Below are 19822 nucleotides of genomic sequence, written 5' to 3' on the forward strand. Positions count from 1 at the left end.
CGAAAGCAGCAAGACCAAAACCAGCACCGAAAGGCCAAGAAATATCCACGCTGTTACTTTCACAAAACGCATTCTCGCGCTCCAAGCCATCTACTGCAATCATGCCGCCTTCAGCTTTCGGTTCCGTCAATATGAGAGGCAGGCTATGCGTTTGAGGTAGGCACGAATCAGCCGTTGTGTTCCGCGTACATCGGCACGAATGTTCTCGCGGGAGAGTACGGCAGGCCGGTTCTGGATGCCGCCACCGAGATTCACATGACGATTGAAAAACGCCGCGAGATATTCGAAGCGGTCGGCAACAAAGCCCATGCACTTGGATTGCAATTCGAGGACGATCCCACATACCTAAACGCTGTCGAAGAGTGGATTGCGGGATCGATCACCGCAGAGAATCTTCGAAACCACTACCAGGAGCTGTTGGAGGGTCGCGAGAAAGAGAGGCGTTTGTCGTACTTCGTCAAGCACTGCCTCCGGGAAGTCTGATAATGACCAGGTTCGGCCCCCCTATTGTGCAGGTGGCTAAGGGAAAAAGTCCGTTGTTCCCTTAGAAGTTACCCCCTCTCTGCCAGCTTTTCAGCGGCGGTTGAGCGGCGGATCTACGGTCCAATCGTAGGCCAAAAGATTGCTGAGCTGTGGGAGTTCCACGGCCGAGCGAAAACACGACGGAAAAGTACTACCTAAGAAAACAAACTGCCGCTGTTGATGTAGAAGCTGGCTCCGGTGACGAAGGCGGATTCGTTAGAAACCAGGCAGGCTACCAGATTGGCTACTTCCCCCTTGGCGAGTGCCGTCACCGCTTAGAACAGGAAATCGCCGGCAGCGAGGGCCGCCAGCTTTACGTCCTGCAACAGGATGCTGTCGCCGTTCAGGCCATCGATATAAACGTCTTGGCCGACCTGTTTCATATGGTGCTGGACTAGGTCCTTGTAGTCGGTGATGCTACCAAGACCGGTGAGGTCAAGGATGTCGTGCTTCGAACCGGTCGCGGCAAAATCGGTGATCTTGTCCTTGCCGTCCCTGGTGGCAAAGACGAACTGGTCGGCGCCCGCGCCGCCGGTCAGGATATCGGCGCCGCCATGGCCCCAGATGATATCATTGCCTGCCTTGCCGTCGATGACGTTCTTGCCGCTATTGCCGTGAAGCTGGTTGGCCAGCGCATTGCCGGTGGCGTTGATGGCCGAAGCGCCGTTCAGCGTCAGGTTCTCGAAATTGTTGCCCAGCGTGAACGACACCGCCGATTTGACGAGGTCGGTGCCGCCGCCGGTATTTTCGGAAAGCTTGATCTTCGCGTCGCTGATCACATAGACGTCGTTGCCGTTGCCGCCATAGATCGTGCCGTTGACCTTGCCGCCGGTGCCGTCGAAATAGTCATTGCCATTGCCCAGCTTGATGTCGCCGGTGATGGTTCCCTTGTTGAAGAGCGAATCGGCGCTGTTGCCGCCCAGGAGTGCGGTGCCCGCCGATTTGATCAGGCCGTTGTTTTGCAGCGCCGCTTTGCTCGCACCCGAAAAATCGATCGTCGCCAGAGATGCCTGCGTGCCTGTGATCGTACCGTCATTGGTCACGGTTTCACCGGCGCCACCGACCTGGATGCCGCCCGCCGCCGTCATGGTCTTGTTGTTGGTGATGATCGTATCGTCGGCCGAGACGGCAATCGCATAGCCGGAGGCCTTGATCAGGCCGTTATTGGTGATCTTGCCGTCATCGCCGGTAAGCGTGATGGCGTCCTTCAAAGCAGTGATCTCGCCGCTATTGGTGATGATCGCCACAGCGCCGGTCGCCGTGATCGCGCCGCCCTTCGTCGAGATGACGGCGCCGTCATTGGTGATCGTCGCATTGTCTCCGGACGATGCGATGGTGGTCCCGGTGCCGGCCGCGGTGCCGTGATTGGTCAAAACCGCCGCTTTGCCGCTCGACACGATCGCCGAGCCCTTGTCGGAGCGTAGTTCGCCATTGTTGGTGAGAATGGCCGAGGCGCCGCGCAGTTGCGCCACATCCAGCGCCGCATGCGTGGTGCCGTGATTGATGATTTCCGCGTTGCTGCCGGAAACGGCGATGCCGATAGCGGCAGAGGATTCGATCAGGCCGGTATTGACGAGTGTCGTAGCCGTTGCAGCAATGGTGATCGCGGTTAGGCGTGCCGCCACCGTACCGTCATTGATGAGCTCCAGACCGCCGCTGTCGATCTTCAGGCCATAGTCCTGGCCCTTGACCACGCCGGACGCGCTGACCACGAACTGGCTTTGGCTATCGGTCACCGCGGTTGCACCGAACTGGAAGACGTAATTGGAAGCGGAAAGCACCGTGCCGTTGATGAAAAAATCGCGCTGCGTCGCCGCGCCGGTTGCCACAATCGCTGTCGCGGCTGTGCTCAGCGTCACCCCCTTGTTGAGGACAAACTCGCTGCCGGTTTCAAAAACCGTCAAGGGAGCGGTGCGGTCCCTGCTAATCACGATCTTTTCGGTCATCTGCCCATCATGTGCAGTGTCATCGGTTTGGCTTCGCTGTCTCTAGGGCAAACGGGTAGGGACGCTTAGCCCCCGGCACGGCATTTCCGCTCTTATGGTCAATTCAATGTCACGCCGCAATGGCCATATTGAGTGAGGGCGCAAAGGGTTGTCACCGAATGGCAGGGGTCTTTGATTCGAATCCTATCAAGGCGTAGTGTTCGTCCAGCGGACGAGCAGTTACTTTGCAGTGGATGTCGCAGATTTACGCCGCGGCTTGAAGTCGACGAGCAGGGATTTCAGCTCCACTTCTCGAACTCGCCGAGCAGCCTCGTCGGGAGAAACCCATTCCAGTGTGCGCTGACCACGCTCCTTGTAGTCGGATGCAGCATCCTCCACCTCGATTTCGTAAACGTCAACCACGCACGGCGCAACATCGCCGTTGTCGAGCCATTTCAAATATGTGTAACTGCCGATCGGCTTTTTCTTGACCCGGCCACGTACGCCCGCTTCCTGCTGGGCCTCAATCTCGGCTGCCTCATGGGGTTTCTTTTTTTTCATAGGCCAGCCCTTGGGGATAACCCAGCGACCGCTGTCGCGCGAAGTGATGACGAGTATCTCTATGCCGTCGCGGTCAGCCGCGTGCCGGTAGCAAAGAGCCGCATATTGCTGCCTGAACTTGCCATTGAACAGCTTGTCCGGCGTCTGGGCTAACTGCTGCAGCAGAGTTTGCCGCTTGAAAGGTGGTTGCTTGGATGCGTTCTTGACAGACTTCATTCCCCTAGATGCTGTTTTCTCGCGATACTTTCCAGCGCGACGTCCGCTTTTAATGACGGTTTTGTGACGGCGGCCTTTAGTCGCCGACGCCGGCAATGATTGTCTGGGTCGAAGTTGGCTTTGCAAAGGTCAGCCTTCCGCCTCGCGCGCAACGCGCCGCTGCTCCGTCTGCGGCAGCCCGATCATTGCCTGCCCTGTCGATTTGGGAAGAGGAGCAGGGGGGTGCATGGCTGCGGTGCCCTTGACGGCGCAAGTCGTTCTGGTCGATCACACTGCAATCGCGCGAATAGAAAGCAGTCCCGCATGCCATATTACCTCGTCACCCAGACGTCGTTCAAGGAAGGCGCGGATGAAGTCGAAGCAGCTCAGAAAGTCCTCACGAAGTTGAAGTCAGATGGCGCCGTAGGATTCACCGTGAAATACGATGAAGAAAATATTCGGCAGGTGACGGTCGCCAACGTCCCGGCCTCGGAAGTCGCGCAACCGGCTGCCCGGGAGCCCCGACCATCCCCAGAGCAGATCCAGGAAGACAACATTCTTGAGGCCTCAGCTGTCAATCAAGCCCATACAGGTGTCTCCAAGCCGAGACGACTGTCAGCCAGGAGTGTTACTCTTGGACTGAGCCTGTTCGCAGCCGGCGTAGCAGCGGGGCTGGTCATTATGGCTCTAGTTGATCGCACTCATGGATGAGCCACCGAGATCTCCAATGAGACATTGGACTAGAGCTGCCTTTCGCTGTCAACATGATCGCAGAGCTACTTGAGCGGATCGCTGGCTCGGACCGATGTACGATTGCGACGCGAAGCCAGCTAGACCATACAACTTGGCTGATGACGACCAACTCACAACCGGATCGTTGGTTCGAATTGGCTCAAGACCTGAGAACAATCGTAAATCTTTACCGATTTCTGAACATTTAGTATTGCGACCAGTGCATTGCAGCAATCATCGTCCAAGGCTTGAGCGCGTCAGCTGAAATGTCATGCACACGTCGGTTTAGGGTGTAGAATGGCGGTCGCTGTGACCGAGCCAAATAGGAATACACGCCCGCGACGGCAGCGGACGTGGGCATGTCTGATAGGTGCTGGCCGTCACGTCGAAATCGCGATCAATACCCAAAGCGACCTCATGGCCTTGCTTAGTCCTGATCGACGTCGAGTCGATAAGGCGCAAGTGGGTTAGAGCCTGACAACGACCTTGCCGATTTGTTCGTTGGATTCCAAAAAACGATGAGCGTCTTGGATGTCGTCGAAGGCGAAGGTACGTGCGATCAGGGGCCTGAGCGCGCCCGACACCAAACCGTCTGTGATGAAAGTCTTGGCGCGTTCGAGGACCGGATCGTCCGACACGACTTCGGTGTAGAGGTAACCCTTCAGGGTCAGGCTCTTGCTCAGGACTGTAAGGAGCGGGAATGGCGTTGGCTCAGCGCTGAGCACGCCATATTCAAGCAAGATGCCACCCCGCGCCATGGCGGCCGTTAAAGGCACGAACGAAGGTCCGCCTACCGGATCGAACACGACGCGAGCGCCGATGCCATTCGTGATTTCAAGAACCCTAGCAACAAGGTCTTCTTCTTCCGTCGCAACGACGTAGTCGGCGCCAGCATCAAGAAGGGCCTGGCGCTTAGCGCTGGTTCGCGTCGTCGCAATGACGGTCGCGCCTACAGTTTTAGCGATCTGGAACGCCGCGACGCCGACACTGCTTGACGCTGCGGAGATGATAACAGCCTCTCCTTGTGAGAGCTTTGCCTGCTCGATCAGGCCGCCCCACGCTGTAACATATGCCATCCAAACCGCTGCGCCTTGCTCGAAAGACAAGTTCTCCGGATGTCTGACGACCAAGCGCGATTGCACATTGACCAGTTCGCCGTAGGTCCCTCCGTTAGAAATGTCCGGTGAGGGTACAACGCTGACCACGTCACCGATGGCGAAACCTTTGACAGATGCACCGACTATCTCGATGACGCCTGAGGCTTCGTAGCCAAGACGGCTTGGAAAGTGTGCATCCTGCAGGTAGGCGTGATTGCGGAACATGATCTCCGCACGGTTGATCCCGATTGCCTTGACCTTGATCTGAACCTCGTCGGCCGCTGGCGCCGGGACGTCCACGTCATCGATCCGGAGTACGCTGGCGTCGCCATATTCGTGAATTCTAACTACTCTGGTCATCAAATATCTCCATGCGTACGGATTTAAGGAGCGAATGCTCCAAATATCCCTAAGAGACGTTCCGAATGGTGTCAACACAATATGGAGGAATTGCTCCATATTGTGTTGACGGTGCCGCCGTAGCCGCTTTCCGAGCCCGACACCTCACAGAGCTGTGACCGATTGCTACACCTGCCCTATGGATTTCCGACACAAGGACTTCTGCCAGAATTTTTCTGGAGACTTGACTCCAATAACTTGTTGACGCGCAGGTCAATCGCGAGCAAGGCAATTTGGAGCAATAACTCCAGTTATGCGGTGCGCACCTGTAAACGCTACGAATGAGGATCATGTCATGCCGTTTTTTAACGTTCACGTCCCAAAGGATCTGTTTTCGCTGGATCAGCGTAAAGCGATTGCGGAATCGCTCGCACACTCTCTTCAGGAGAGCTTTGGACTGCCCCCGGAAGATAAGTTCGTCGTGATCAACGAGCACGCCGAAGGCTACATGTTTCTGCATCCTTCCTACGGAAATGTGGAACGCTCAGCGGGTGCGATCGTCATCTCCGTCCACATTCCGGCGTCGCGTCCAATGTCTCAAAAGCGAGTGCTATTGAAGGAGATCGTTCAGCGACTGCGCGACAATGTCGGCATCAGGCCGGACGATGTGTTCGTGACCCTCATTCCATTGCCTTCGGAGAACTTTTCGTTTGGGCGAGGTTTCAGCGCGGTCGACAAGGGCGACGACTAGGCGCGCACGCCCGGCCAAGCGTCGAGCGCCATGACGCCGATCTTTTCAAGCGTCTCGCGATCGGCGCCGTCACGCGCACGGACAGCCAGGCCTCTAAATACTGTTTCGAAAAATTCGGCGATCTGGGCGACGTCAGTCCCTTCAGGCAGGTCGCCGTTTCGGACACCCTCGTCGAGCCGCTCTATCATCAATGTGCGCGACCTCCCTCTGACTTCACGCATAAAGTCTCGAAAGTCTGCGCGGTCCGGGGCGTCGTGCAGCCCGGCCAGCGAGATCATGCAGCCAGCAGGCCCCACTTCGTCAGTGTAGGCTGCCGCCGTAGCCATCATTAGCCGCGCGAACGCATCCTTCGCCGGTCCCCCCCCGGCCAAAGCCTTAGGGAAAAAGCCGCCCGGTCCGGTGAGATATGCACCGACCGCTTCCCGGTAGAGGGCCTCCTTGCTGCCAAAAGCGTTGTAGAAACTCGAGGGGCTGAGGCCCATCACGGCGATCAGTTCGTCGAAGGTCGCTCCCTCGTAGCCCCTGTCCCAAAACACGCGCATCGCCCGGTCGAGCGCCGCTGTCCGGTCGAACAGCCGCGGCCGTCCACGCGCTTTCGACGCCTGGCCCTCGCCCTTGATCATCATTGTTACTCCCTTCCTCGCTGTCAGCATAACTGCTTGGTCTCTCCGTCTGCACCGCACCTAACATAATTGTAGCGATAGCTCCACTTTTATGTTGACTGAAGCCCGATAGCGGTTCATGGACTATTTATGGAGTAGCGACTCCATAAATATTCTTCGATAACGACTGACCGTATGACCAAGGAGACCCTGATGAAAGCTATCCAGATTTCCGCCTTCGGTGAGCCCCGTGACGTGTTGCGCTTCGCCGACTTCCCTGAGCCAGCAGCTCCTGGCCCGAACGAGGTGCTCGTTCAGCTCGAGGCGTCCCCGCTTAATCCCCACGACGTTTATGTTATCAGGGGCGGCTTCCCCGTTCTGCCGCCGACGCCCGGACCCGTGGGCAACGAGGGCGTCGGCCGCGTTATCGGTGTGGGAACGGACGTAGACCATCTTGCCATCGGTGACCGTGTGCTTCTTCCTATCTTCACCTGGCTTTGGCGCGAACGGATGACCATTTCTGCCAAGGGCCTATTCGCTCTGCCCGATGCCGACCTACATCAGCTTTCGATGCTGGGGATCAATCCGCCGACGGCGGCATTATTGCTCAGCGAATATGCCAGTCTCGAACCTGGAGAATGGGTGGTCCAGAATGCCGCTAATTCGGGGGTCGGCCGCGCAGTGATCGGTGTGGCCAAAGCTCGCGGCCTGAAGACGCTCAATATCGTCCGTCGCCCCGAGCTTGTCGATGAATTGAAGGAAGCGGGTGCCGATGTGGTTCTGGTCGCCGGCGACAACACCGCGGCTGAAGCCGAACAAGCGGTCAACGGCGGCCGCATCGGCCTGGGAATTGATGCGATCGGCGGGGAGGCGATTGGACTGCTAGCTACCATCGTCTCGCCTCGCGCGGCAGTGGTAGCTTATTCCATTCTCGGTAGCGCGACGATGTCGATCCCGGCCTGGTCGCCAATCTTCAAACAGGTTACCGTCCACGGCTTCTTCCTTGGCAACCCGGACTCGGCCGCAGCAGCACCCGCCGCCGTCAGAGAAGTCCTGCCGCTTGTCGTCAGTGGCGACCTGCATACCCCGATCAGCGGCGTCTATCCGCCGTCGGCTATTGTCGAGGCGGCTATTCATGCCGAACGCGGCGGCAAGGTAATCCTCGACTTCACCGCTGCCTAATCGCGTCGATATCGCCGCCCGGCTAATGACCCTGTAAATGGAGCGGCCTCGCCGCAATCCTCAATCTAAGGCACGAAACCATGACCGCCCTAGTCCTGATCGATCTCACTGTCCATGATCTACCCGCGATGACCAATTACGAGGGAGCAGTGATCGCCTTGGCGGGGCGGTTTGGTGGCAAACCACTCGTTAAGGAGCTTCATCCTGAAATCGTTGAGGGACAATGGTCCCCGACGTGGCTTGTCGTGCTGCAGTTTCCGAACCGTCAAGCCGTTCGTGACTTTTACGACGCGCCGGATTATCAGCCGCTGAAAGCGATGCGACAGACGGCAGCAACCTCCAACGGCCTCATTGTCGTTGGTGAGTAGCAGCTAGCACGATGGCGTAGGGGATCTCGAATAGCACCAGCTTTGGGACTGCTCTCGACATCTTAAGTGGCAGCGGCTCAAAGCTGGATGACGAAGTGGCAGGTGTCGAGATCGTGCTCAATGGCTGAGATTAGGGCGCGAAGCTGCGCGTCCTCGTCCGGACGACATTGAGCGCTTTGGGCTGAACCCGGGAGCCAACGCATTACGCTCAAACTCCATGACGCAATTATGCGGCTTTAGATTCCGAACAGTTTGATGTGCGGATTCCGGTCGTTTTCCGGGCAAAACTTCACAACCACACGGACGTCAAATTATGTTGGTGCGTAACGACGATGTCGTCGATATTCGCCGGACGACTACCGATGGGAAAATTCTCGCGCAGCCTGTATGAACGCACTGAAGGCGGCCGGTGGATTTTTTCTACCAGGGTAGTACAGTGCGAGCGGTGCCAGGGAAGGGGTCCAGTCCTCGAGAATGCGCACCAATCGACCAGCCGCAATGTCATCGCGCACATCCGCTTCCATGACATATCCAATTCCAACGCCGTTCTGAGCCGCTATCCTCACAAGACTTGGCTCGTCCAGCGTGATCGAGCCTTGTACATTGATCTGCATGGCATTCCCGTCCTTCTCGAACCGCCATCGAAACAAGGCATTATTGGGAAGCCGGGCACGAATGCAGCGGAACCGATAAAGGTCGGCTGGTTCGGTTGGCGTGCCGTGAGTGCGCAAGAAATCCGGCGACGCGACGACGGCATTGCTACGATCGAGACCGAGTGGCAGAACGATCATGTCGTTGGGAACGAGATCAACGGTCCTCAGGCCGAGGTCGAACCCTGCCGCGACGATGTCGACGAGTTTACCCTCCGTGACCAAATCAACATGGACTTGTGGGTAACGCCGCATGAACGTCAGGATGAGCGGTTCCATCACCTCTCGGGCTGCCGACGCAAATGCGTTGATGCGCAATGTGCCTGTCGGAGTATCCTGAAGCGATTGAGCCGCAAGCATGGCATCGTGGATGTCGGTCATTGCCGGTCCAATGCGCTCGACAAAGGTCTTTCCCCCATCAGTCAGCGAAACGCTACGTGTTGTCCGGTTGAACAGGCGAATGCCCAATCGCTCCTCAAGCTTCGCGATGGCGTTGCTCAGTGCGGTCGTAGACATGCCGAGTTCAAGCGCAGCGGCCCGGAAAGAGCCTAGCCGAGCTATGCTCAGAACGGCATCGAGGTCGGTAAGAACAGATCGCGACATTGTCCCTCTTTTCGCAATTCCTCATCCTGCTTTGTCCCAGTTATCATGTCAATCAAATGGCCTTAGATTGACCTTGTCGGCCGCAAGAGGGTCGAAGTTCCAGCCGGTAAAGGCTGGAAACATGATTGGAGGACACAGATGACGATAAAGCTACCCAAGGGCATCAAAGCCTATTTCGATGCTGACCGCGATGGAGGGCCGGAAACTGTCGCGGCCGCGTTTACCGAAAACGGTACCGTGAAGGATAAGGGCAAAACCCACAAGGGTCGCGATGCCATTCGCACGTGGATGGCCGACGAAGGCCAGCAATACAACTACACGGTCGAGCCCTTTCTGATCACCAGTGAAAACGGCAAAACCCTGGTGACGGCCCACGCTGTCGGCGACTTCCCCGGAAGCCCCATCGACCTGCGGTTCTTCTTCGTTCTCGCGGGCGACAAGGTCGCCGAACTGGAGATCACGGTATGACGCAGTTCCTCACATTGCAGGGCCGTCGCGCCCTGATTTCCGGCGGCACTTCGGGCGCCGGCGCTGCAACCGTAGCACTCTTCAAGGAACTTGGCGCCCGTGTCCTGACCAGCGCTCGCACCAAGCCGGCAGATTTCTCCGGTGCGGCATTCGTTGAAGCCGACCTGACCACCCCGACGGGGGTTCAAACCGTCGTTGACGCGGTGCAACGAGAACTCGGCGGCCTCGATATTCTTGTGAACGTGCTGGGCGGTTCTTCGGCACCTTCAGGCGGCTATGCTGTGCTCACGGACGAGGAGTGGGACAAGGAGTTCAACCTTAACTTCTTCCCGGCGGTCCGACTCGATCGTGCTCTGATTCCTGGCATGGTCGCTCAGGGAAGCGGTGTCGTCATCCACGTCACCTCGATCCAGAGAATCCTGCCGCTCCCGGAAGCGACGACCGGTTACGCCTCGGCCAAAGCGGCTCTCAACACCTACAGCAAAAGCATCTCCAAGGAGGTTTCTCCTAAGGGCGTAAGAGTGGTTCGCGTCTCTCCCGGTTGGATCGCAAGCCCAGGATCCAATGGCCTGGCCCAGCGCATAGCCGATCAAGCCGGTATCAGCTACGACGACGCGGTGCAGGTGATCATGAACTCGCTCGGCGGCATCCCGCTGGGACGGCCAGCCGCGCCGGAAGAGGTCGCGGACCTGATCGCATTCCTTGCATCGGATCGAGCATCGTCTATCACCGGCACGGAGCACGTCATCGACGGCGGGACTGTTCCCACTGCTTGAGCATTGAGGCCATATATCGCCAATGCAGATCAGGCGGGTGCGTCCCACCCGCCGATTTGGGAGTAGAGCTCGTCCCGCAGACGCGGTTCACCACGGGCAACACAATGGCGCCCTGTGTTGTCATCGGTGACGTGTTGACCGATCTGATCGGAATCTCACATCGACTTAGCGTTTTTATTCTGTATGGCGCTGCATTACCGAACTCGACGATCATGGAATACCGTGTCGTTAAGTGCGTCCGGCGCTCGGTTTGTATATCCATGGTAAAGGACATTATCATGGATAATCAGCGAGATGGAAGATTAGCAGTCTGCGGGTCGCGGGTTCGTATCTGTTCAAGGCGCGACACCTTTCGGCATCAGGCACGACGCCCGCAACGAGATTATCGTTGTAACAGCACAACGCGGGGATCTAGCTCAACTAAAGACGCTGGAAAACTTGAAGCACGGCGACACTACGATAGCCAGGCGGACCTTGGACTAGGGAAAACCGGTCCGATCATTTGACGAGCTCGGCGATGTAAAACGGGTTCTTGCCAATATGTATGACCGTGGGATCTTCATTTCGATCGAGCAGAACATATTTCTTGGCGCTATCGGCTGGGAGGGAAGAGTTAATGACCTCTTCTTCAGTTAGGTTGCAGCAAACAAGCCGCCGCACGATTTCCTCGACTTGCGCCTCGTTCAACTCTGCAGGCAGTTCCCACTGACTGGTCTCGATTGCGCCTTCGTATTTGGTCAGCTTCCAGGTTGGCATCATCTGTCCTACAGTTTTATAATCGGAAATTTATCCACGTGAGTGGCAAAGAGGCTTCGCTCTCAGTGGAAAGAGGCAACGCGGTACGACTGTGGTTGGTCCTTCACCTCCACATCTGGAAGAAAGCTCGAGACCAGCACTGCAAGCATTAGAACCACGAGTGACGTAAGAATGAGGCCAGTTTTCATCGGTTTCTCCATCCATGAGCTAAACAACTGTGGTTTCAATTGTTCGTTCCCTCCATCTAAAAGAAGGATGTAGAGGTTGGGTTCTAAGGGGACCGCGGCTGATTTCCCACGGTGCGATGATTTCGGCTAGTCGGTTAACGACCGCCCATATGCTACTCGCCATCACCCAACATCCAGCCCTTGGATATAATGGCCACTCGGTTCAGTCTCCGTTGCACCCAGCTAGTGTAGTGCATCAGAAGCTATGTCGTCGGAATATGCTGTCATGCTTTAGGGTACTGGAAGTTCGACATCTACTCCGCTGCTATCGACGTGGATAGGGACCGCGCGCTGATCAGCAGGGAGGCTTCGTCGAGCGCTTGGCTGACGCGGGTGAGTATGACCGGCGACGGCGCTCCATCGATGAAATCACGGCCGGAGGCGTAGATTGCAGTCGGCACAACAAAAGCCTCGAAGAACGCAAAGAGCGGGCGCAGCTGATGCTCAACAACCAGAGAATGGCGGTCTCCGCCTCCTGTCGCCGTCAGCACGACAGGCTTGCCACGCAGGTCGGATGGATCGAGTAGATCAATGACGTGCTTGAAGAGGCCGGTGTAGCTGCCCTTGTAGGTCGGGGAGCCGATAACGAGGGCTTCTGACTCGATGATCGTGCGGATCACCTTTCGTGCAGCGGGGTTGAGATCGGCGACGGATCTGGCTGCTGCCAGCGATTCTCCGAGATCCTCGACATCGAAGACGACATATTGCAGGCCCGACCTCTGCGCCAGCGTTTCGGTCACCGTTTCGACAAAGCGCCTTGTGCTCGATGGGCGGGAGATGTTGCCGGAAAAGCCGACGATCAGGTTGTTGCTCATTCAGTAGCCTTTCGATGTTGCGTTCGACCATAGTTTCGCGACAGGGCCGCGTGTTAGCCTGTCTTTAGTATTGATACCGGTGCCGGATAACTGGAGAGCGCTGCCGGGGCGCTGTTCCAACGAGTGAACGCGGCGCGGCCCAGCATGGAGATCGACGTATCTTCCTGCGGTGCATGGACGAGCACCGACTGTACATCGCGGAAATGCCGCTCGAGACCAAGGTCTGCATTGAGGCCCGGATTGCCGATGCCGCGGACAGCGATCTCGACGGCCTCGCGGATTTGGCGGCCCGCAAGGAGACGCGCCCTTATCAGCGGCTCCGCTTCACCCGTGTTGCCTTCGAGCGTGTCGAAAATGAGCTGGCGCGCGCCGGAAACCAGCAGGTCGATCTCACCGGACAATGTGACGAAGCGTTCCGTTCTGGCAATGGGATGGCCGAGATTGGCCGGCACACGCTCATGCGCGAAGCGGATGAAGGTTTCCTGTGCCGCTTCGGCTGCGCCAAGATAAAGCGCCGTCAGTGCCAAGTTGATCGCGGCATGAGCGCGATTGTCCTGCTGCGCGACGGACGGGTCAACGAGGTCAAGCACGTTTTCCGCGGGGATCTCGACTTCGGTATAGTCGACATCGTGCGAGCCGGTAGCGCGCATGCCGAGGCTTTTCCAGTTCTCGATCACCTTGATACCGGGCAGGCCGTTCTCGACAACGAAGGTTCCGACCCGCGAGGGGGTTTCGTCCGTATGCGCCCAGACGAGGAAATGCGTCAGGCCATAGGCCCCGGTGACGAAACGCTTGCGTCCCGTGATCGACCAGCCGTTTGCCGTGCGACGCGCGCGCGTGGCCGGCAGGCCGCCTCGGGCCGGCGAGCCGAGCTCGGGTTCGACACGTGCGGCATTGAGGAGAAGAGGACGATGTTTCGCCTCTGCCAAAAGGCGCCTGTAGAGATCCTCCGGCCAGTGGTTCTTCGTTGCCTGGCCGAGATGGTTGAAGATCGTCATGGCACTGATCAGCGCCACAGAAGGATCGCCGCGCCCAAGGGCTGCCAGAATATGCGCCGCATCTGCGAGGGTGCCGCCCTTGCCGCCGTAGCGGGTCGCAACGGTGCTTTCCAGAAGGCCAGCTCGATGAACGGCGTTGATGCCGGTCCAGGGAAACTGGCCCGTCTGATCCGCATCCGGTGCGGCGTCGGCGAGCTCGCGCGTGGCGGTGTCGAGGGCGATTGGATCATACGTCATGCAGTTCAATGCCTTCTGGCTGTCGACGGAAGCGGCTACTCGCGAAAAAGATGCCGGTAGCCGTTTTGCTGCTATCGCGTAATGTCCGGCAGCTCCTCTGGACCCTTAACGCGTTCATGCAGCAGCTTTCTTTCTAGCTTCTTCACGCTCGCGGATGCCTTCGCGCACCAGCGGCAGGACATAGCGGCCGTAGTCGACGGCATCATTGTAATTGTCGTAGCCTCGGATCGAGATCAGATCGGCGCCGAGATCGATGTAGTCTAGGATGGAATCCGCGATCGTGCGGGGCGAACCAACCAGCGCCGTGGTGGCACCGCTGGCATTTGTTGCAGTGACCGTCGGGTACCAGAGCGCGCGGTCATGAACGTCGCCACGTTTTGCTATATCGAGGAGGCGTTGCGATCCGACATTGGCCGGTGGTGTCGCGTTGATCGGTGCGCGGGCCAAACCCTTCTGGCGGTTGGCGTTCAGCTGGTCGAGGATCTTGTGGGCCTTTTCCCAGGCGAGGTCGTCGGTTTCGGCGACGATCGGTCGGAACGTGACCCATATGCGAGGGCGGTCGGTGCGACCGGCCTTTGCCGCCTCCGCATAGATCCGATCGATTTGCTCCTTGGTTTCTGCAAGCGGCTCGCCCCAGAGTCCGAAAATGTCGCAGAGCGAACCACCGATGCGGTAGGCGGCATCCGAGGAACCTCCGAGCGAAATCGGAATGAGACCATTGGTCGGTCGTACAGCGCTGCGGAACTGCTTGAACTGATAATATTTGCCGTCGAAATCGAACGGTTCTTTCGATTTCCAGGCAAGCCGCAGTATCCGAATATATTCTTCCTGCCGCTCGTAGCGCTGTTCCTTGTTGAGAAAGTCGCCTTCGCGCGCCTGTTCCTCATCACTGCCGCCGGCAATGAAGTGGACGACGACGCGCCCGCCGCTCAGCTGGTCGAGTGTCGCGAGCGATTTTGCCGCAACTGTTGGGTAGACGGTGTTCGGCCTAAGCGCCACAATGATCTTGATATGTTTCGTGTGCGCCAGAACCGTCGCGCCGAGCGTGAAGGGATCGAAGGAGGACGACGAATAAGGGATCAGCGTATAGTTGAAGCCGTAGTCGTCCAGAGAGCGGGAATAGCGCTCAAGGAAGAGGGGATCGACAGGTGCGTCAGGAATGGGATTAAGGTCATTCGACGCGTTGGGGAAGCTTACGCTGATGAATTCCGCAGTCATGGTATCTCCTTGAAATTGCCGGTCCGTGCTGTGAGGTTACGCAGCAGCCCGTGGATGAGGAAGACAGGTCGTTCTTATTCTATCGATTATGTAGAAAATATTCGTCTGAGATGACGCCGCAGTAGACGGACTACCTCTGTGCGCTCGTCCAGGTCTGTCAGAGCGCCGGCGACCAGCCCAGTGCCGGGGCAACCGTCTGTGCCAGATCGTTAAGAAGACGCAGGTTTTCGGCAAGGCTGAAGGCCGGCGGCAGAAACAGGACGATCTCGTCTGCGGCTGCGAGGCCGGGATCGTTGAAAACCGCCTCGATTACCTGATCGGGAGTTCCTTGGAAAACCGGGGAAATCTGTGCGCCTTCGGGCTGGCTGGGGGGTGCGAGTGCGCCCTTGGGGCGTGATGCACCGATGCCCTTTGTGCGGCGCTCCAGATCATAAGCCGCGTATTTGCTGCTGAGTTCCGGAGTGGTGCCGACCAGGATCGAGGCAGCGACGGCGACCGATGGCGGCTCCGTGTCCCAGGTATTTCGCCAGGTGGTGCGGAAGGCCTCGATGATCCGAGCCTGGTAGTTTCCGAAGGTCTCATCCTTGTCCTGATCGTGCAAAACGGTGCCGGAGATGATGCCGATGCCGAGCTCGGCCGCCTGAATTGCAGAGGCGAGGCTCGCTGAACCCTGTCGAATGCGGCTGCGCAATGTGGCGCTGTGCGGGGTGACCCGCAGCTCGGCACCCTGAGGCGCACCCTGACCCGGCTCGGCGACCGTGTGCAGGATCTCGCCTGAGATAGCCGACAGGAAGCGGGCCTGGCGGCGCTTGGCTTCCGTTCGTGCATCGGTATCGACCGCGCCGAACACGGCATCGAAAGCCGCGCTCACCCCGGTCGCGATGGCGAGTTCGAGGCGGCAATCGACTAGGAGATCGGTCGTGCCTGCGGCCTCGGCAAGCAGGATCGGATCTTGATAGCGCATCGGAATAACCGCCGACCCGAGCCTGATCCGGCTAGTATGCTGGCCGACGGCCGCAAAGAACGGAAGCGGCGAGGAGAGGTAGTGGTCGAAATGCCGCTGATACGCCCAGCCCGACTGGTAGCCCAGGCTCTCGGCCTGCCGGAATAATTCGATACCGTCCCGCAGGCCTTTCGCAGGGCCCGCGTCGTCGTTGAATGACACCCGTGTGTTGAAGCCCAGTCTTTGCTTCGGACGGAACGATGCGGGAAGAGACGCCGAGGTGAGAGTGATGGTCATGCGATCTTCTCCTTCCGGAGGGCACGTATCTGTTTGGTGCGTGTGAGGGGTTCAGGGCCTACGATCCCGGACGGTATCGATTCCAGCAACGAGGCAGTGTAGGCGTGCCGTGGACTGTCGAAGATATCCGCGACGCTTCCCTGCTCGACGACGCTTCCACGCTTCATCACCGAAACCGTATGCGAAAGCTGACGGACAAGCGCCAGATCGTGCGACACGAAGATATAGGTCAGGCCAAATCTGGCTTGCAGGGACAGCAACACCTCGACGATGTCTGCCTGGACGCTGACATCTAGCGCCGAGGTGGGTTCGTCCAGCACGATGACATCGGGTTTCAGCACCAGAGCGCGGGCAATAGCGACGCGCTGCCGCTGGCCACCCGAAAGCGCGCCCGCCTTGCGGGTCAGAAGGTGGTCTGCCAGCCCGACATTGGCGAATGCTTCGCGGACCTGTTCGGTTCTGTCTTTTTGCGTCCCGATCTTGAAGCGGTCGAGCGGTTCGCGCACCAGCTTTTCAACGGACCAGGTCGGGTCGAGCGATGTGAACGGGTTCTGGTAAACGAGCTGGAGATGCCGCCATACTGCGCGCAGCGACTGATGCGAACGCCCGGCAAGACGCTCGCTGGCCACCAGGATTTCACCTGTGTCCGGTTCTTCGAGACCCAACAGCAGGCGGATTGTCGTCGTCTTGCCCGAACCGGATTCGCCGACCAACGCATGGGTTGTCCCGCCCGGGACGGAGAAGGAAACGTCATCGACGGCCGTCAGGATATTGCCGTCGACAGTAAATCTCTTAGTAAGGCCGCTGACCGCAATCTTCGGTGCGTCTCCGGCCTTTGCCAGACGAAGCCCCGGATCGCGAAGTTTCGCATACCGATCGGGGTTGAGCGCTGGAACGTCGGCATGCAGTTTTCTGGCATAGGCCGAAGAAGGCGAGCGGAACACCGCCTCTGTTCTGCCGGCTTCCTGCACGCTGCCATTTTGAAGGACGACCAAAGTATCGGTTCGTTCCGCTGCAATGGCCAGATCGTGAGTGATGAGGAGTAGGCTGATGTTCAGGTCCTGCTGCAGGCGCGACAGCAGGTCGAGGATGCGCTTCTGGATAGTGACGTCAAGCGCTGAGGTTGGTTCGTCGGCCACCAGGAGTACGGGGCGCGGCAGCACCGCCAGACCAATTAGCACCCGTTGTAGCATGCCGCCGGACAACTGGTGCGGATAGGACTCGTAGACCCGCTGCGGGTTATCGAGTCCGACCTGGGCAAAGGTTTCGAGAACGAGCGCCTTGCGGATGGCGGCGTTCGGTTCATCGGTCAGTGCCGCGGCTTCCATAGCCTGCACGCCGATCGTGCGCACCGGGTTAAGAGCATTGCTCGGATCTTGCGGGACAAACCCGATGGCGCGTCCACGCAGCGGCCGGAACCGCCGCTCCGGTAACGTCAGGATATCCTGCCCTTCGAATTCGACCTGTCCGGAAGCGGTCGCACCGCCCGGGAGAAGACGCAGGACTGCGCGGGCGATGGTGGATTTGCCGGAGCCGGATTCGCCGATCAGGGCGAGGCTCCTACCGCGGCCGAGGTCGAAATCGATCTCATGAACAACTTCCTGTCTCCCGTAGGATACCGACAGGTCGCGAACTCGCAGAAGTGGTGCAGTTGTTGACTGGTGAAGTACGGTCGGAGTCAGTCTGTCTTGCGAAGCCATCGGCTGATCCTATTCACGGAGAGGACGGTTAAGATGGTGACGAGGGCGGGCGCATAAACGAGCCATGGCCATTTGAGATAATCCTTGCCGATCGAAATCAGCAGACCCCAGTCGGATGCAGGCGGCGGGTCGCCATAGCCGAGGAAGGCGAGGCTGGCGATCACCAGGATGGATTCACCAAACTGCAAAACTGCGAGCGGCAGTACCGAGCGCGAGGCGTTGGGAAGAACGTGGTGCCATAGGATGAACCAGCGCGAACCACCCGACAGATATGCCGCCTCGACGAATGTCGCCTGCCGCGTCTTGATGACTTCCGCGCGAGTGACACGCGCAAAGATCGCGACTGCCGACACGCCGGTGGCGATTGCAGCGTTGATCGTCTCGAAACCGATTGCAGTGACCACGATGACGGCGAGCAGGAACTTCGGAATGGCGAGGAGCACATCGACCAGCCTGGCGAGGACAACATCGACCCAGCCACCGAGAAAACCCGACACGAGACCGATAAAGCCGCCAAGAATTACGCCGATCACGACGGCAATGAGCGCGCTCGAGACTGATGAAGCCGTACCGTAGACGACGCGGGTATAGACGTCACGGCCGAGGTGATCGGTACCGAACCAATGGGCAAGACTGGGACCGAGCAACTTATCCGCGGTAACACCGGCGATAGGGCTGTGGTCAGCGAACGCATCCGGGGCCAGCGACCAGGCGATGACGATCGCGACGATCAGGAAGGAGATCGCCACGGTGACGGGCATGCGAAGGCCGGTCAGTCGGCCGGCGACGCGGGCACCTGGCAGAGAGGAAGGTGACACGAGGCTCATGAGATCACCGCCTTGCTCGCGCCGATAGACGGTTCATCCGCTGTGGTCGGAATCCGTTTTCGCCCACCGACGATTTTTACACGTGGGTCGAGCAGTGGATAGAGAAGGTCGGCAATCAGGTTCACGATCACGAAGACGACCGCGCCGAGCGAGACGACCGCCTGTAGGACCGGCAGATCCTGTGTGCTGACGGATCTCTGCACGAGGCTGCCGATGCCGGTGCGGCCGTAGACCGTTTCGGTGATCAGAGATCCACCGAGCAGTTCTCCGATCGTCAGAGCAATAACCGTGACCACGGGAAGCGAGGCCGGCTTCAGCAGATGGGTGGCGAAGAGGCGAGCTTGGCCGACGCCGCGGCTGCGAGCGACAGTCGCGTATTCCTGCTCCGCTTCCTTGTCGAGATTGGCGATGAGCACTTCTGCGATCTGAGCCGAGATCGGAATTCCGAGTGCAACGGCCGCGAAGAACGTTGCCCAGAAACTATCGGGATTGATGACGCGGAAGAGCCCGAGCTGGAAACCGAAAAGGTGGATCAAAACCAGCCCGATGACGAAGTTCGGTACCGACAGGAAGAGTGAGGGGAAACCGCGGAGCAAGCCCTGACCGTAGCGCTTAGGAACGAAACGGGTGCCGTAGGCCACCGCCATTGCCAACACCAGTGCGACAGCGAGACCAGCCGAAGCAAGGATCAGTGTCGACGGCAGAACCTCGGCAATCAGTATCGATACGGGCCGGTTGGACCGCATCGATACTCCGAGATCGCCGCTGAGGAAGCCAGACAGCGCATTCCAGAGCTGCACGAGGATCGGTTTGTCCAACCCCTGTGCCGCGATGATTTCTGCGATCTGTTCCTCGCTGAAACCGTTCTGGGGATTGCGCAGCACGCTGGTCACCGGGTCGCCAGGCAGGATGCTGACGACCACGAACGTAAAGACATAGGCGAGCAGGATGACGACGGCCGCTTGGCCAAGTCGTTTTGCTGCGTAGGTCAGGTAGGCATTGTTCACGCCGGCACCTCTCTCCATGTTAATCT

The 19822-nt window shown here is 58.6% G+C and carries 20 protein-coding genes; 7 read left to right on the plus strand and 13 right to left on the minus strand.

Going from position 1 to position 19822, the window contains the following annotated elements:
* The first annotated feature begins 255 nt into the window (after positions 1-255).
* Entirely contained in the window at positions 256-483 is a 228-nt protein-coding gene (locus ASF70_RS22910; protein WP_156461923.1) for a hypothetical protein, read from the plus strand.
* Between the two features lie 314 nt (positions 484-797).
* On the opposite strand, the gene ASF70_RS24695 is transcribed toward ASF70_RS22910, so the two are convergent.
* Positions 798-2468, minus strand: a complete 1671-nt coding sequence (locus ASF70_RS24695) for a calcium-binding protein (RefSeq protein WP_062583224.1) — start codon at positions 2466-2468, stop codon at positions 798-800.
* A gap of 219 nt (positions 2469-2687) precedes the next feature.
* A complete protein-coding gene (locus ASF70_RS22920; RefSeq protein WP_062454688.1) occupies positions 2688-3224 on the minus strand; it encodes an NUDIX hydrolase in 537 nt (178 codons plus the stop codon).
* A 303-nt stretch (positions 3225-3527) separates the two neighbouring features.
* On the opposite strand from ASF70_RS22920, the gene ASF70_RS22925 reads away from it, so the two are divergent.
* A complete protein-coding gene (locus tag ASF70_RS22925) occupies positions 3528-3914 on the plus strand; it encodes a hypothetical protein (protein WP_062454685.1) in 387 nt (128 codons plus the stop codon).
* A gap of 488 nt (positions 3915-4402) precedes the next feature.
* On the opposite strand, the gene ASF70_RS22930 is transcribed toward ASF70_RS22925, so the two are convergent.
* Positions 4403-5392, minus strand: a complete 990-nt coding sequence (locus ASF70_RS22930) for a zinc-dependent alcohol dehydrogenase family protein (RefSeq protein WP_062583226.1) — start codon at positions 5390-5392, stop codon at positions 4403-4405.
* Between the two features lie 334 nt (positions 5393-5726).
* Between ASF70_RS22930 and ASF70_RS22935 the strand changes: the two genes are divergently transcribed.
* Positions 5727-6122, plus strand: a complete 396-nt coding sequence (locus ASF70_RS22935) for a tautomerase family protein (protein ID WP_062583229.1) — start codon at positions 5727-5729, stop codon at positions 6120-6122.
* Here ASF70_RS22935 and ASF70_RS22940 read toward each other — a convergent pair.
* Positions 6119-6748 carry a TetR/AcrR family transcriptional regulator gene (locus ASF70_RS22940; protein ID WP_200943581.1) on the minus strand — a complete coding sequence of 210 codons (630 nt, stop codon included), beginning with the start codon at positions 6746-6748 and terminating at the stop codon, positions 6119-6121. The two genes, ASF70_RS22935 and ASF70_RS22940, sit on opposite strands and share 4 nt — an antisense overlap.
* 189 nt (positions 6749-6937) lie before the next feature.
* Between ASF70_RS22940 and ASF70_RS22945 the strand changes: the two genes are divergently transcribed.
* A complete protein-coding gene (locus ASF70_RS22945; protein ID WP_162238008.1) occupies positions 6938-7906 on the plus strand; it encodes a zinc-dependent alcohol dehydrogenase family protein in 969 nt (322 codons plus the stop codon).
* An 80-nt stretch (positions 7907-7986) separates the two neighbouring features.
* Positions 7987-8274 carry a DUF1330 domain-containing protein gene (locus ASF70_RS22950; RefSeq protein ID WP_062583233.1) on the plus strand — a complete coding sequence of 96 codons (288 nt, stop codon included), beginning with the start codon at positions 7987-7989 and terminating at the stop codon, positions 8272-8274.
* Positions 8275-8630: 356 nt separating this feature from the next.
* Here ASF70_RS22950 and ASF70_RS22955 read toward each other — a convergent pair whose 3' ends face one another.
* A complete protein-coding gene (locus tag ASF70_RS22955; protein ID WP_062583234.1) occupies positions 8631-9527 on the minus strand; it encodes a LysR family transcriptional regulator in 897 nt (298 codons plus the stop codon).
* A gap of 138 nt (positions 9528-9665) precedes the next feature.
* On the opposite strand from ASF70_RS22955, the gene ASF70_RS22960 reads away from it, so the two are divergent.
* Positions 9666-9995, plus strand: coding sequence for a nuclear transport factor 2 family protein (locus tag ASF70_RS22960; RefSeq protein WP_062583237.1), 330 nt, complete (start codon positions 9666-9668; stop codon positions 9993-9995).
* On the plus strand, positions 9992-10771 hold the full coding sequence (locus tag ASF70_RS22965; RefSeq protein WP_062583240.1) for an SDR family oxidoreductase: 780 nt from the start codon (positions 9992-9994) through the stop codon (positions 10769-10771). The genes ASF70_RS22960 and ASF70_RS22965 overlap by 4 nt, the downstream gene beginning before the upstream one ends.
* A 498-nt stretch (positions 10772-11269) precedes the next feature.
* Here ASF70_RS22965 and ASF70_RS22970 read toward each other — a convergent pair whose 3' ends face one another.
* The 8 genes from ASF70_RS22970 to ASF70_RS23005 form a co-directional block, all read right to left on the minus strand.
* Complete coding sequence (locus ASF70_RS22970; protein WP_156461924.1) at positions 11270-11527, minus strand: hypothetical protein; 258 nt, start codon at positions 11525-11527, stop codon at positions 11270-11272.
* Positions 11528-12008: 481 nt separating this feature from the next.
* Complete coding sequence (locus tag ASF70_RS22975) at positions 12009-12569, minus strand: NAD(P)H-dependent oxidoreductase (RefSeq protein WP_062583244.1); 561 nt, start codon at positions 12567-12569, stop codon at positions 12009-12011.
* A gap of 53 nt (positions 12570-12622) precedes the next feature.
* Positions 12623-13804, minus strand: a complete 1182-nt coding sequence (locus ASF70_RS22980) for an acyl-CoA dehydrogenase family protein (protein ID WP_062583245.1) — start codon at positions 13802-13804, stop codon at positions 12623-12625.
* Positions 13805-13918: 114 nt separating this feature from the next.
* Positions 13919-15022 (minus strand): LLM class flavin-dependent oxidoreductase, encoded by a 1104-nt coding sequence (locus ASF70_RS22985; RefSeq protein ID WP_062583247.1) that lies wholly within the window; start codon positions 15020-15022, stop codon positions 13919-13921.
* Positions 15023-15179: 157 nt separating this feature from the next.
* Entirely contained in the window at positions 15180-16262 is a 1083-nt protein-coding gene (locus ASF70_RS22990; RefSeq protein ID WP_062583250.1) for an LLM class flavin-dependent oxidoreductase, read from the minus strand.
* Positions 16259-17962 carry an ABC transporter ATP-binding protein gene (locus tag ASF70_RS22995; RefSeq protein WP_062583251.1) on the minus strand — a complete coding sequence of 568 codons (1704 nt, stop codon included), beginning with the start codon at positions 17960-17962 and terminating at the stop codon, positions 16259-16261. Before ASF70_RS22995 ends, ASF70_RS22990 begins: the two co-directional genes overlap by 4 nt.
* On the minus strand, positions 17941-18789 hold the full coding sequence (locus ASF70_RS23000) for an ABC transporter permease (protein WP_062583254.1): 849 nt from the start codon (positions 18787-18789) through the stop codon (positions 17941-17943). The genes ASF70_RS22995 and ASF70_RS23000 overlap by 22 nt, the downstream gene beginning before the upstream one ends.
* Positions 18786-19796 carry an ABC transporter permease gene (locus tag ASF70_RS23005; RefSeq protein WP_062583354.1) on the minus strand — a complete coding sequence of 337 codons (1011 nt, stop codon included), beginning with the start codon at positions 19794-19796 and terminating at the stop codon, positions 18786-18788. The genes ASF70_RS23000 and ASF70_RS23005 overlap by 4 nt, the downstream gene beginning before the upstream one ends.
* Positions 19797-19822 lie beyond the last annotated feature (26 nt).

Source organism: Rhizobium sp. Leaf321, assembly GCF_001423215.1.
Classification (GTDB): Bacteria; Pseudomonadota; Alphaproteobacteria; order Rhizobiales; family Rhizobiaceae; genus Neorhizobium; species Neorhizobium soli.

Coding starts and splice junctions, on each gene's coding strand:
- ASF70_RS22910 (WP_156461923.1), top strand. CDS start 256: ATGACGATTGAAAAACGCCGCGAGATATTCGAAGCGGTCGGCAACAAA.
- ASF70_RS24695 (WP_062583224.1), bottom strand. CDS start 2,468: ATGACCGAAAAGATCGTGATTAGCAGGGACCGCACCGCTCCCTTGACG.
- ASF70_RS22920 (WP_062454688.1), bottom strand. CDS start 3,224: ATGAAGTCTGTCAAGAACGCATCCAAGCAACCACCTTTCAAGCGGCAA.
- ASF70_RS22925 (WP_062454685.1), top strand. CDS start 3,528: ATGCCATATTACCTCGTCACCCAGACGTCGTTCAAGGAAGGCGCGGAT.
- ASF70_RS22930 (WP_062583226.1), bottom strand. CDS start 5,392: ATGACCAGAGTAGTTAGAATTCACGAATATGGCGACGCCAGCGTACTC.
- ASF70_RS22935 (WP_062583229.1), top strand. CDS start 5,727: ATGCCGTTTTTTAACGTTCACGTCCCAAAGGATCTGTTTTCGCTGGAT.
- ASF70_RS22940 (WP_200943581.1), bottom strand. CDS start 6,748: ATGATGATCAAGGGCGAGGGCCAGGCGTCGAAAGCGCGTGGACGGCCG.
- ASF70_RS22945 (WP_162238008.1), top strand. CDS start 6,938: ATGAAAGCTATCCAGATTTCCGCCTTCGGTGAGCCCCGTGACGTGTTG.
- ASF70_RS22950 (WP_062583233.1), top strand. CDS start 7,987: ATGACCGCCCTAGTCCTGATCGATCTCACTGTCCATGATCTACCCGCG.
- ASF70_RS22955 (WP_062583234.1), bottom strand. CDS start 9,527: ATGTCGCGATCTGTTCTTACCGACCTCGATGCCGTTCTGAGCATAGCT.
- ASF70_RS22960 (WP_062583237.1), top strand. CDS start 9,666: ATGACGATAAAGCTACCCAAGGGCATCAAAGCCTATTTCGATGCTGAC.
- ASF70_RS22965 (WP_062583240.1), top strand. CDS start 9,992: ATGACGCAGTTCCTCACATTGCAGGGCCGTCGCGCCCTGATTTCCGGC.
- ASF70_RS22970 (WP_156461924.1), bottom strand. CDS start 11,527: ATGCCAACCTGGAAGCTGACCAAATACGAAGGCGCAATCGAGACCAGT.
- ASF70_RS22975 (WP_062583244.1), bottom strand. CDS start 12,569: ATGAGCAACAACCTGATCGTCGGCTTTTCCGGCAACATCTCCCGCCCA.
- ASF70_RS22980 (WP_062583245.1), bottom strand. CDS start 13,804: ATGACGTATGATCCAATCGCCCTCGACACCGCCACGCGCGAGCTCGCC.
- ASF70_RS22985 (WP_062583247.1), bottom strand. CDS start 15,022: ATGACTGCGGAATTCATCAGCGTAAGCTTCCCCAACGCGTCGAATGAC.
- ASF70_RS22990 (WP_062583250.1), bottom strand. CDS start 16,262: ATGACCATCACTCTCACCTCGGCGTCTCTTCCCGCATCGTTCCGTCCG.
- ASF70_RS22995 (WP_062583251.1), bottom strand. CDS start 17,962: ATGGCTTCGCAAGACAGACTGACTCCGACCGTACTTCACCAGTCAACA.
- ASF70_RS23000 (WP_062583254.1), bottom strand. CDS start 18,789: ATGAGCCTCGTGTCACCTTCCTCTCTGCCAGGTGCCCGCGTCGCCGGC.